The organism is Bacillus sp. FSL R5-0585, from assembly GCF_038004545.1.
Lineage (GTDB): Bacteria > Bacillota > Bacilli > Bacillales > Bacillaceae_G > Bacillus_A > Bacillus_A cereus.
The window spans coordinates 4,959,773-4,972,982 of the sequence record NZ_JBBORJ010000001.1 but is presented as its reverse complement, the minus strand read 5'-3'; the positions used below and the strand labels follow the sequence as shown (position 1 = coordinate 4,972,982).

Below are 13,210 nucleotides of genomic sequence, written 5' to 3'. Positions count from 1 at the left end.
TGAGGAAGTTTCTTAAGATTTTATGAAGAATAAAAAAACAGCTATCGCCTGTAGCGATAGCTGCCCCTTATTACTTCGCACTCACGATCTTATAATAAGAACGAACAGTTAAGAAGTAATATCCAATATAAATAGCGCCGTATACTCCGATACTAATTAGAAGCGGAATCATAATTTCAAATGGTAGTATGTTCCCTAAACCTTTTAATGCAAACAAGCTGTGCAGGATTCCGATTACTAACGGGATTGCAAAGATAAAGCTTACTTGTTTTGCAATAGCTTTTTTCATTTCTTGTTTTGTGACCCCTATTTTGTGAAGTACAACATAACGCTCACGATCAGCATTTGCTTCTGTTAATTGTTTAAAGTAAATGATAGAACCTGTTGCTAGTAAGAATACAAGCCCTAAGAACATTCCAATAAACATCATTAATCCTGTTCCTTCAAGCCCCATATGGAAACCAGTGTAGAAATCTCTAAATGATAACACCATTTCTGATTCACCAGCTGGCATCACTTTTGTTAATTTTTCCGTTAACACTTTACTGTTTTTCTCATCTTTCACATCAATATTTTTTACAATACGTGTTCCAAATGCTTGTTTCGCTTGTTCATACATTTCATCTGAAACGACAACAACTAATTCACCTAAATTTGTAATCGCAACGTCATTTGCACCTTGGATTTTTAATTGCTTCGTTTCGTTCCCAATTTGGAATACTGCTTTGTTTCCTTTATATTGTGGACTAAACTCATGTCCTTCAATATACGAACTATCATATATAAATGCTTCATCAGCAGCTACATTCACTGTTTCTGCGTCGATTTTCTTAGCAAGCTTATTAAATTCAGATTGAGACATAAATTGATATTTCTCTGAGATACTGTAGTTCATATTAAAGATGAAATCAACTTTATCTCCTTCAAACTTCCCTTTTACAGGAACTGTCTCAATTTCAAATTGATCTTTAATCGGATGATCTTTCTTCTCTTCTGCAAAAATCGCATTTACTTTCTTATCAAACGCTGCATCTTTTTTCTCATAAGAATAGCTATATGGTGCAACTGCTTTTGATTGCGTAAATGTGTTGTAATACATCGTAACAGACGTACCAACCGCTGTTAATGTTACCGCACTTAAAATAGAAATTGTCGCAAGTGATTTTGCATTTCCTTTAATACGATATAGTAGCTGCGACGTCGTTACCATATTCATACCGTTATAAAACGATGATTTATTATTTCTTGCACGTTTCAATACGAATACTGTAAAGAACATAAATAGTAAGTACGTACCTAATACTGTCGCCAATAAAATATAAAGTGCAACTGCCATAAAGTCTGCATATTTAACTGCTTTCATGAACATTAATGCTAAAAAATAACCTGAACCGATTAAGATAACTGAAATTAATGCCATAATAACTGATCCTTTTGGCATTGCTTCTCCTTCACGTTCGGCGCGGAAAAGTTCAATTAGCTTAAATCGATAAATTAAACGATATCCTTGAAGTGATGTATATAAAATAATCACAAAGAAAATAAGTGCTGTATCAATAATGGCAGCCATCGGTACTTCAAAATGAACATTTAAGTTTAATCCCATCATGCTTACTAGCAGTTCAAGGAATAATTTTGAAAGGACACTACCAATCGCAATACCGATAATTAAAGACATTAATCCCATTAACATATTTTCATAAAAGAGCATTTTACCAATTTGTCTTTTACGGATACCTAATAACGAATATAAGCCAACTTCTTTTTTACGTTTACGTGTAAAGAAACCGTTCGAATATATAATAAACACTGCTACGAAAATGATAAGCATGACACTTGAAACTTGGAACGCTCCGCTAATTTTTTTTGAAGCTTCTGCAGCTTTTTCCATTTGTGAATTGTATTGCAATGCTTTAAATGTAAAATAAATAACGATACTAAAAATCATAGATGCAAAATATACAAAGTAGTCTTTAAAGTTCCGCTGTATGTTGCGGAGGGCAATGCTAGATAAGGTCATCAGCCATACCCCCAGAAATAGAAGACATTACATCAACAATTTTTTGGAAGAACTGTTTACGCGTCGATTCACCGCGGTGCAATTCTTTATATAGTTCACCATCTTTAATGAAAATAACTCGTTTACAATAACTTGCTGCAAATGCATCATGCGTTACCATTAAAATTGTTGAGTTATCATATTCGTTTAACGACTTCATACTTTCAAGTAAATCTGTTGCAGATTTAGAATCAAGCGCTCCAGTTGGCTCGTCTCCGAAAATCATACTTGGATTCGTAACAATCGCACGTGATGCTGCGCAGCGCTGCTTCTGTCCACCAGATACTTGATATGGGAACTGACTTAAAATATGATCAATACCGAATTTCTTTGAGATTTCAAGAACGCGGCGATCAATCTCACTCGCTTTCACCTTTGATAACGCAAGTGGTAAAGCGATATTCTCTTTCACCGTTAACGTATCTAATAAGTTATAATCTTGGAAAATGAAACCTAAATGATCGCGGCGGAATAACGCTAACTTATCGTCATTCATTTTTACGATATCTTTTCCATCAATTAAAATTTCACCGTTCGTCGCATTATCAATTGTAGAAAGAACATTTAGTAGAGTCGTCTTACCAGAACCTGAAGGTCCCATAATTCCAACGAACTCACCTTCTTTTACTTGTAAGTTAATACCTTTTAACGCTGCAAATTTATTACCACCCGTGTCATATACTTTTTCAATATTTTTTGCTTCTAACACTGTTTTCATCTCGACATCCCTCATTTCTTCTATTCTCTATTTTCAACTATATACACTCTCTACTCTTGCCACTATCGATGTTTCTTACACAAACATGACAGTTATGTAAGACGCATAAGTAAAGATATAAAAATTTAACCTACTGAACAAAAGTACTTTGTTACTATAACATTGGGATATCATACCATCCATTCATTCTCCTTACAGGAACATTACAATTTTGTAAGGTTAAAAATGTCCCCTACAAAGTTGTGCACGAAATGTCGGATGGAGCTATTTCGTTCCTGCTATTCTATGTACAGAGGAGGTCATAATATGGATTCACTTAAAAATATGAATACTGCAATGCGCTATATTGAAAACAACCTAACAAATGAAATTAATTTTAAAGAAGTTGCGAAGTTAGCTTACTGCTCGGAATATCATTTCAAAAGAATGTTCTCTTTCCTAGCTGGCATATCACTATCAGAATATATTCGTTGTAGACGTCTTACTCTCGCTGCCTTTGAACTAAAAAATAGCGATGCAAAAGTCATTGATGTCGCTATAAAATATGGCTACAACTCACCAGATTCATTCGCCCGTGCATTTCAAAACTTGCACGGTATAACACCTTCAGAGGCCCGAAATAGTAGCCATTCTTTGAAGGCTTATTCACCAATGACCTTCCAATTATCCATTCAAGGAGGAAATGAAATGAACTATCGAATTGAAGAAAAAGAGCCATTTCGAATTATAGGTATTACAAAACGAGTACCAATCGTTTTTAACGGTGTAAATGAAGAAATTGCTTCTATGTGGAAAAGTTTAAACCCAGATTCTATTCAAACATTAAAGTCCCTTTCAAACATTGAACCTACTGGAATCATTAGTGCTTCTACTAACTTTTCTGAAGGAAGAATGGAGGAAAAGGGGGAACTCGATCACTACATTGGAGTAGCCACAACGAAAGATTGCCCAGAGCAATTCGCGCAACTTGAAGTTGCTGCTTCAACATGGGCTATATTCGAAGCTGTCGGACCATTTCCTGATGCATTACAAAATGTATGGGGACGTATTTATTCTGAATGGTTCCCTTCTTCGAACTATGAACTAGCGGAAGGACCGGAGATATTGTGGAATGAACAGAAAGATATATCTTCTCCGAATTTCAGAAGCGAAATATGGGTACCTGTTTTAAAAAAGTAATATAAGAGGCTAACCTTTTCAAAATAAAGAAGCTGCTCTCCCTTTTTAAAGGAAGAGCAGCTTCTTTATTTTATACTTCTTCTTGACTCGTTCTTATACAAGAAAATAGTAATAATCGTAAGCACTGTAATAACTGCAAAAGTAAATACTCTGTAGTTCGAGATAGTAGCAGTACCAATTAACAAGGCAGGTATAACCGCCACAATTAAGCCACCAAACATACCAACAAACGATCCTATACTTTGTTTTACTACTTGAGTTTCTGATACCCAATCATAATAACCAAATCGATTATTAATGAAAATCCCCCATACTGCTGAAAATAATGAATATGTTATCGGTGTTATTACGATGAAAAGAGAGCTCCAAACATCTAGCTTTAACCCGATTATCAGTAATACAGCACTAATAAGTGATGCAGGTATACTCAATGAAAGATTCATAAGAATTTTACTATCATAAATCATCTTTGGCGCTATAGGCAATGATTTAATAATCCATACATTTTTTCCTTCTAAAGACAATGAAACACATGTTGTACATGTCATCGAAATCGCTGCTGCAATAGCAAATGGAGCAATCTTTTGCAACAGGGGCTCAATTCCAGGATACGCTATTAATTGGCTTGGTCCTACTACAACTATAGCTAGCGAGAAAGCTAGCGCCATCACGACTCCCATTCCACTATTTATGACATACACTGTAGAAGAGAAGAAACGTTTCAGCTCTTTTTTATACAATGCGACCAATACACTCTCTTTTTTCATGCTATTAATCTCATAATTTGAAAGCATATGATAAGTGGTGATCCCTGTGTTTATTTGCTTATATTTTAACGAAAGTATTTTTACAAAAAGATAATACCAAATCACTGATATCCCCACGAATAAGATGAAAGCTACCATATCAGCATTAACAATTGCTTTTTGAAACATGTTAGCTAATGGATACACTTTAGTTAATTGCTCGGAAACAATTGCACCAATTCCGTTCATATCATTAAGGCTATATTGAGCATTTCCGTTTTTTAGCATAAAGGAACCGAATGTAATAATTACTATAAAACTTAAAATCGTAGTTATTTTATTCGTATTTTTAAATTTAGAAGCGATTGCCGTAATCGAAGCTCCAAAGATTGCTGCGATTGTTGTTGGGATTAAAGATGCGATAAACATACTGATGAACCACATAAAGTAAAAAGAAACTGATGGATTTTCATGTATGCAATACACAACTCCCATTGGTAGCATGATTATGATTGAAAAGATTGTATTCAGCAAGTATAAATACAAAAACCTACTTGCAATAACAGTACTTACGCGAATCGGCAATGACATTAAAAAGTCGTAATCCTTAAAAGCAAAAATTTCTCCATTTGCCTTAAATATAGTGAAAAACAACGTTAATATACTGCTAATAACTAGTGCATAGACGGGAATAATTTCACTAATTCCTATTTTTATCAATCCATATGCTGAAGCTCCGCAATATAACATTAACATGACACCAACTAGAGCAATAGATACTGTCAGCAAAATCTTATTCTGCTTCTTTCTCTTATCTTTTTCGTATTTAAAGGTGTTTAAACCGAGCTGCGTTATCAACCGAATTTTCAAAAGACCTAAACTATTAGTATTCATTAGCAAGCTCCTTCATAAAGAGCTCTTCCAATGAGCCTTCCTTTATTAAAGAATTTACTTCTCCTGAAAGTGCTAATTTCCCTCTATTAATCATCGCTACTTTTTGTTTCATACCGTGTGAATAAGAAGATATTAAATCCCCTAAGTACGGTGTAATCTCAAAAGCATCCCCATACTTCTGTATCTGTTCTTCCCGATCCCTCGCAGGCACTTTAAACACATCCGCAACAAAGTTCAAATATTGAATTCCTGTTAATTGCTCATATAAATCTGGATTATCAGGAATATACGCCATTACTCTCTTACATGCAATCGGATCCTTTTTTACTGAATGTCCATCAACAAAAATTTCACCCTCTTCAAAATCTATAACTCCTACTAACGACTTAATTGTTGTACTTTTCCCCGCACCGTTATGTCCAATAAATCCAAAGATATCCCCTGCTTTAACAGTAATATTCAAATGATCAACTGCTTTCTTACCGTCTTTATATGTCTTGCTAAAATTTATAATTTCTAACATGTAAATCCCCCCAAATCACCTTTTCGATTGAATTTTCAGACCTTAAAACGAAAAATTTACTCAGTGAGCTTTTCATTATTCCCACTGAGTATTAAAATCTCTTAACACATAGAAACTATAAATATAAAATTTGACTAATATAGCTCACATTTGTATTTCTTTTTTATACAAAACGTAAGAATATAAATTCGTTATAATGACAGCAACTACTATAATCCCAAGCATCATATAAGTTCTCCAATCAGCCGGAGCGAAAACACTTATAATCATAATAATTCCTAACGCCACAAATACTTTTCCGCTAAACCGATGTGTTTTCCGCCATACTTCTTCATTACTTAACGTCCATGGATTACGCATCCCAACAAAAAAGTTTGGCTTACACTGTGGTAAATAATTACCCATTACTAAAAATAAAACACCAACTAATAATTCAGGCACCCGATTAATGAATAAGTTATATCCTAATCCACTTGTAATAATGTCTATATTTCCTACAAATAGTAGCAATAGTACACCATTATTCATCATCATAAAAGCTTTAGAAAACTTCTCGTAGTTCGCTTTCTTTGGATCAATCTTTGGTAACACGTTTAGAAAAATATATAAAACAATCATAATTCCAACCATAGAAAGCATTCCATACGATTTAGAAGAATATCCATCTACTTTACCGCCGCTCCAATGCGTTGCAATTGTATCCGGTAAATGTGGCCAAGCAAACGCCCAAGCTAAACAAGTTATAACAATTAATAAGATTGCAAAAAGATGCTTTTTCATTTCCCCTCTTCCCCCTTATTCGTAAATGTAAACACCCAAGTCAATAAATCTTGAAAGACCGTTGTGTTTAAAGAGTACATAACGAATTGCCCTTTCTTTTCATCTTGAACAAGTTCAGCATTTTTAAGTGCATTTAAGTGGTGTGAAATACTTGGTTTTGTCATATTGAAATGTTCAGCAATCTCACCAGCGGTTAGATCGCCTTCTTTTAATAAGTCTAAAATTTTTCGCCTTGTTGGATCTGCTAATGCTTTGAATGCTTGATTCAATGTCTTTCTTCCTTTCGATAATTAGACATTTAGATATTTATCTAAATATTAAACCGATTACCGTTATTTGTCAATTTCATCCAGCGCCCTTTTTACTTTTCTCACTTTTAACCTATACTGTTTACTAGCTTATCTTTCAACATAATGAAAAGACTTGAAACACATGATACACTATAGCTACAATTGTTTTTTTTGAGGAGGAATATACATATGTATAAAATTTTAATCGTTGAAGACGATCCAAATATTTCATCATTACTGCAATCTCACATTCAGAAGTACGGTTATGAGGCTGTGGTAGCGGAGAATTTCGATGATATTATGGAATCGTTTAACGCAGTGAAACCCCATCTTGTTTTACTTGATGTAAACTTACCGAAATTCGATGGTTTCTACTGGTGCCGTCAAATTCGTCATGAATCTACTTGTCCAATTATTTTCATTTCAGCGCGTGCTGGTGAGATGGAACAAATTATGGCAATTGAAAGCGGTGCGGATGATTACATTACAAAACCATTCCACTACGACGTTGTAATGGCGAAAATCAAAGGACAATTACGCCGTATTTACGGTGATTATGCACCAAATATTTCGGAACGTATCGTTGAAGTAGAAGGATTAAAACTATTCCCTGAACGTCCAGAAATTCACTTCGGATCTGAACAAGTTCTTTTAACGAAGAAAGAGGCAATTTTAGCAGAAATGTTATTATCTAAATTTCCTCGTACAGCGAGCCGTGAAGATTTATTAGCTGCGCTTTGGGATGACGAAAGCTTCGTTGAGGAAAATACATTAAACGTAAACATTACACGTCTTCGTAAAAAGTTTAATGAGCTTGGCATTGAGAACTCTATTGAAACAGTACGTGGACTTGGATATCGCTTTAACGCAACTTGGAGTGAATAAGCATGAAGCTATTTTTACGTGATCATTTTGCATTTTTCCTACTGTACGTTTTAAACTTCGGTATCATTTTCGTTCTTTATGATGCAGTAGATGGATTTCAAAACAATAAATTTTACTTCGTCGTTTTAAGTTTATATTTATTTATTTGTTTCCTCGCTTACCGTTACGTTCGCAATCGTAGAATGTACCATAGATTAAGTGAGCAACCAGAAAAAATGGAAGATGCGTTTATTGAAAGAGCGACTGCTCCGATGCCTCACGGTGTCAATGAACTCGTGCGTACGCAGTACCGCCTCTTCCAAAAAGAACTACAATCGTATGAAGTAAAACAACAAGAACATCAACTATTCATTAACCATTGGGTACATCAAATGAAGACACCTGTTTCTGTTATGCAGCTTATGGTGCTAGAAATGGAAGACGAGCATTTAATTCCAAAGTTTAAAAAAGAATTAGAGCGTCTAAACCAAGGGCTTGATATGGCTTTATACATGGCTAGGTTAAATAACTTCCATGAAGATTTCCATGTCGAGACGATTTCATTAAAAGATACGGTAACAAAAAATATTAATGGATTAAAAGAACTATTCATTCGTAATGGTGTCTTCCCTGTTTTAGAAGTCCATTCTGATTTAAAAGTTGCTTCTGATGCGAAATGGCTAAAATTTATCATCTATCAATTAATGACAAACGCTGTTCGTTACTCCGGTGAGCGCGGAAAGAAAGTTTTCTTATCTGCTTACCGAAACGGAAAAGATATTATTTTAGAAGTTCGTGATGAAGGTGTTGGTATTCCACAAGAAGATATTCGAAGAGTATTTGAACCGTTTTACACTGGGAAAAACGGTCGCGCCTTCGGAGAATCTACTGGTATGGGACTTTATATTGTAAGTAAAATTTGTGATTATTTAGGTCACTCTGTCAAACTAGATTCTGAAGTTGGTAAAGGAACGACCATTAAAATCATCTTCCACAATGCTGCAAATAATCAAGCAGAACATACGGAGAAGGTGACCGAAGTATGATCGTAACATATGCAAGCAAAATGTATGAGAACTCACTCTCATACATTTTTTGCAATACAACTACTTCTATATCTTCTAGCCGGAGGTATAATCTATGACATTTTGGCAATTTGCATTTAAAAACGTCACGCGCAACTCAAGAGCTTATTTTGCTTACTTTGTAAGTAGCTCCTTTTCCATTGCTGTGTTCTTTTCGTTTGCTGTTTACTTATTCCATCCGAAATTACAAAACTTTGACATGACCTCTGAAATTTCAGGATTAATGATATTTTCAGAAGTAGTAATTGTATTTTTCTCTTTCTTCTTTTTACTATATTCCATTGGTACTTTTTTAAAAGTTAGAAAAAAACAATTTGGTATTTTGACCATTTTAGGAATATCGAGAAAACAATTACATCGTCTTATTTTTATGGAGAATATGTTAATCGGGATTTTATCTATCTTTTTCGGCATGCAGTTTGGAGTTGTTTTTTCTCAATTTTTCTTATTAGTAACAGCCAAACTTACCCATGTTCCAGGAATATATTTATACGGGCCTACTAACGCGTTTATTTTAACAACCATTGTTTTCCTTAGTCTTTTTATCATTGTATCTACATTCACACCAATGCTTATTCGTACAAAAAAAGCAGTACACCTTTTAAAAACAAATGGTGGAAAACAAAAAGAAAGAAAACCATCCATACTTGTTTCATTGTTTGGTGCGATTTGTTTATTTGGTGGTTATGCGTTAGCTGGAAATCCTAAATATTTCGTATCAGTAAGCCCGCAAATCGGTGTTATATATATGGTTTCAAGTATTTTCGTTATCCCAACGCTTGTTACAATTGGAACATATTTCTTCTTTTCACAAATTAGTTTCTTACTTATTTATATTTTAAAGAAAAGAAGGAAGTTTTATATGAAACGGATTAATATGCTTTGGATTTCGGATTTAGCGAGCCGTATTCGAACGAATATTAATATGCTGTTTATTGTAGCGATGCTATCTACAATTGCTTTCACAATGATTACGTTTCTATATGGATTCGGGAAATTTATTAAGCTAGAGGTGAATAGAACTTCTCCTTTTCCAATTTCTTATTTTTCTTATGATGCGAATCCTTTTGTTACAGAGCATTTAAATTGGCTTGAGCAACAATTACAAAAAGAGCATTTCCCTTATCAAAAAATAAAAGCTGATATATATGAAACACCACTAAAAGAAGATAAAGATATAGCTATTTATAATGACGTATACGCAATTAAGCAAAGTGACTATAACAAACTTGCAGATTCTTTACGAATGAAACAACTATTTATGGATGATAACGAAGCATATGTGCTAACAGGGACATCATATATCACCATATTCAACGAATTTGAGCAAAGCTACAAAAGAGATTACATTACACTCTCTAGTACAAATACGAAATTACGAGTAAAAGGTTATGAGCATGTAAACGCAATCCCATCTGACTTTTCATATCAAACGATAGTGTTGCCTGATATTATCGTAAATAACTTACCTAACACCGTAAAACATATATCAGCATACAATTACAAAATTCAAAACTGGGAACAGACATATGAAATTGCTGATAATTTTATAGAAAAAGTGCAAAAAGATCGAAATAAATTCCAGTATGAAGGACCTCTTATTCGTTCCTTTGAATCAGCAGGATCGTTATACAAAATAACATCAGGCAGTGCTGCATTTTTCCTAATTGGGACATTTTTAGGAGTTATTTTCTTCATTGGAGCTGGTAGCGTTCTTTACTTTAGAATGTATACGGATTTGACGAACGAACAAGAGAAATATATAACGATTTCTAAAATCGGTGTAACAGATACAGAGATGAAACGATCTGCAACCATTCAACTTAGTATTTTATTTTTCATTCCGTACATTATGGCATCCATTCATACAATGTTCGCAACAAAAATGCTACAAGATGTAATTGGTTTATCTCTGTTCAAAGAAGTTTCAGCCGTTCTTATTATTTTTGGATTCGTTGAAATCGTATTTTTCTTATTCATTCGTTCACTTTATATGCAAAAATTATCACATTACACGAGTGGACAAAATATTTAAAACAAACTTGATGAAAAGAGTATCTTTCATACTCTTTTCATCTTCACCCTATTAGGAGGTTTAGGTGAATGACATTTTGGCAGTTTGCATTTAAAAACGTCACAAGAAACGCCAGAGCTTATTTCGCCTATTTTGTAAGCAGTGCGTTCTCCATCGCAATCTTTTTCTCATTTGCAGTTTATTTATTTCATCCTAAATTGCATATGACAGACGTGAATTATTCTCTGAACATATTAATGACAATTTCAGAAGTTGTCATTGTGTTCTTTTCATTTTTCTTTTTACTGTATTCAATCGGGACGTTTTTAAAAGTACGAAAAAAACAGTTCGGGATTTTAACAGTGCTTGGCATATCTCAAAAACAATTAAAGCGACTCATATTTATAGAAAATATGTTAATTGGCGTTCTTTCTATATTTTTTGGCATTCAACTTGGAGTCGTCTTTTCACAGTTCTTTTTGTTAGTTACCGCTAAAATTACACACGTACCTGGTTTATATTTATATCCGCCTACAAGTGCTATCGTTTTAACTATCATCATCTTTCTTGGGCTCTTCATTCTCGTATCATCTTTTACACCGATGCTCATTCGCACGAGAAAAGCCGTACGTCTTTTAAAAGAAGGAAAACAACAAAAAGAAAGAAAAGCATCCGTGCTCATCTCTCTATTTGGTGCGATCTGTTTAATATGTGGATATGCGTTAGCCGCAAATCCGCTGTATTTTATGTCACTAGGTGACATAATTGGACTTTTATATGCCGTCTCTAGTATATTTGTCATCCCATCGCTTATTGCAGCTGGAACATACTTTTTCTTTTCACAAATCAGTTTTTTACTTATTCGTATTTTAAAAACGCGAAGAAAGTTTTATATGAAACGAATTAATATGCTTTGGATTTCCGATCTAGCATCACGTATTCGGACAAACATTAACATGCTCTTTATTGTAGCGATGCTATCGACGCTCGCTTTTACAATGATTACATTCTTATATGGATTCGGGAAGTTTACAAAGTTTGATGAAATTAGACAAAACCCTTTCCCGTTTACGTATTTATCACATACTGAAAATACGTTAGCTGATGAACATTTAAACTGGTTAGAGCAGAAATTTAATGAAGAGCACTTTACTTATACAAAATTTAAAACGGATATATATGAAGTATCTTCGGCTGAAGATAACACGCAGCTCTATTATGCCATTAAACAAAGTGACTATAATGTACTTGCTAAGGCTTTAAATTGGGAAACGCTCACGGTCAATAAGAATGAATCTTATATTCTTATGAAAGACTTAGATGATCAAGTTATTGGAACGCTTCATAATAAAGACAACAAAAATACTCTTACACTTACTCAAAACAATTTACAACTACAAGTGAAAGAATATAAAAGTTATAACCCATTCCCAAATCGCTTAATATACCAATTGCTCATACTATCTGATGAAAATGTAGAAGCATTATCCAACGTATCAAAACAAATGAGTGTATATAGCTTTAAAGTTACAGATTGGGAAAAAGCACATAACATCGGTTCGGCATTTTCAACAAAGATTTATAATGAAAGTGAAGCAATCAAAGCAGAGCATCCTCCTTTCCACGCAAGTGAGGCGAGTGATTCTCTATATAAAGCAAAACTAAATGTCGCTTCGTTCTTCTTAATTGGTACTTTCCTAGGAGTTATTTTCTTTATCGGTGCTGGCAGTGTTCTTTACTTCCGGATGTATACAGATTTAACAAATGAGCAAGAAAAATATATAACGATTACGAAAATTGGCTTAACTGAGACTGAAATGAAACGTTCAGCGACAATTCAGCTTGCGATTCTTTTCTTCGTGCCTTACATTATGGCATCAATCCATACGATGTTTGCGACAAAGATGTTACAAGAAATATTACATCTCTCGTTCTTCGCTGAAATTACAGTCGTACTGTTAATTTTTGGAACAGTTGAAATTTTATTTTTCCTTTTAATTCGTTCCTTTTATATGCAAAAATTATCACAACACATTAAGTTTTAAAAAGTAGAAAGGT

The 13,210-nt window shown here is 34.0% G+C and carries 11 protein-coding genes; 5 read left to right on the top strand and 6 right to left on the bottom strand.

What is annotated here, in order from left to right:
- Positions 1-70 precede the first annotated feature (70 nt).
- The gene (locus MKY38_RS25590) at positions 71-2,020 is read right to left on the bottom strand and encodes an ABC transporter permease (RefSeq protein ID WP_341050111.1); all 1,950 of its coding nucleotides are present in this window, start codon (positions 2,018-2,020) and stop codon (positions 71-73) included.
- Complete coding sequence (locus MKY38_RS25585) at positions 2,007-2,777, bottom strand: ABC transporter ATP-binding protein (RefSeq protein WP_000859655.1); 771 nt, start codon at positions 2,775-2,777, stop codon at positions 2,007-2,009. The genes MKY38_RS25590 and MKY38_RS25585 overlap by 14 nt, the downstream gene beginning before the upstream one ends.
- 306 nt (positions 2,778-3,083) lie before the next feature.
- Here MKY38_RS25585 and MKY38_RS25580 point away from each other — a divergent pair, with 306 nt between their 5' ends.
- Entirely contained in the window at positions 3,084-3,956 is an 873-nt protein-coding gene (locus tag MKY38_RS25580; RefSeq protein WP_341050109.1) for an AraC family transcriptional regulator, read from the top strand.
- A gap of 65 nt (positions 3,957-4,021) precedes the next feature.
- Here the strand turns inward: MKY38_RS25580 and MKY38_RS25575 are convergent, their stop codons facing one another.
- From MKY38_RS25575 to MKY38_RS25560, 4 genes are all read right to left on the bottom strand, one after another.
- Complete coding sequence (locus tag MKY38_RS25575; RefSeq protein ID WP_044584939.1) at positions 4,022-5,596, bottom strand: hypothetical protein; 1,575 nt, start codon at positions 5,594-5,596, stop codon at positions 4,022-4,024.
- Positions 5,586-6,119, bottom strand: a complete 534-nt coding sequence (locus tag MKY38_RS25570; RefSeq protein WP_341050107.1) for an ABC transporter ATP-binding protein — start codon at positions 6,117-6,119, stop codon at positions 5,586-5,588. Before MKY38_RS25570 ends, MKY38_RS25575 begins: the two co-directional genes overlap by 11 nt.
- 144 nt (positions 6,120-6,263) lie before the next feature.
- Positions 6,264-6,899 (bottom strand): SdpI family protein, encoded by a 636-nt coding sequence (locus tag MKY38_RS25565; protein ID WP_341050105.1) that lies wholly within the window; start codon positions 6,897-6,899, stop codon positions 6,264-6,266.
- Positions 6,896-7,168 (bottom strand): autorepressor SdpR family transcription factor, encoded by a 273-nt coding sequence (locus tag MKY38_RS25560; protein ID WP_025709991.1) that lies wholly within the window; start codon positions 7,166-7,168, stop codon positions 6,896-6,898. Before MKY38_RS25560 ends, MKY38_RS25565 begins: the two co-directional genes overlap by 4 nt.
- Before the next feature lie 210 nt (positions 7,169-7,378).
- On the opposite strand from MKY38_RS25560, the gene MKY38_RS25555 reads away from it, so the two are divergent.
- From MKY38_RS25555 to MKY38_RS25540, 4 genes are all read left to right on the top strand, one after another.
- Positions 7,379-8,074, top strand: coding sequence for a response regulator transcription factor (locus MKY38_RS25555; RefSeq protein WP_000276738.1), 696 nt, complete (start codon positions 7,379-7,381; stop codon positions 8,072-8,074).
- A gap of 2 nt (positions 8,075-8,076) precedes the next feature.
- Complete coding sequence (locus tag MKY38_RS25550; RefSeq protein ID WP_000765342.1) at positions 8,077-9,099, top strand: sensor histidine kinase; 1,023 nt, start codon at positions 8,077-8,079, stop codon at positions 9,097-9,099.
- Between the two features lie 94 nt (positions 9,100-9,193).
- A complete protein-coding gene (locus MKY38_RS25545) occupies positions 9,194-11,173 on the top strand; it encodes an ABC transporter permease (RefSeq protein WP_048558792.1) in 1,980 nt (659 codons plus the stop codon).
- Between the two features lie 68 nt (positions 11,174-11,241).
- Positions 11,242-13,197: an ABC transporter permease gene (locus MKY38_RS25540; protein ID WP_025709989.1), complete on the top strand. Its 1,956-nt coding sequence runs from the start codon at positions 11,242-11,244 to the stop codon at positions 13,195-13,197.
- Positions 13,198-13,210 lie beyond the last annotated feature (13 nt).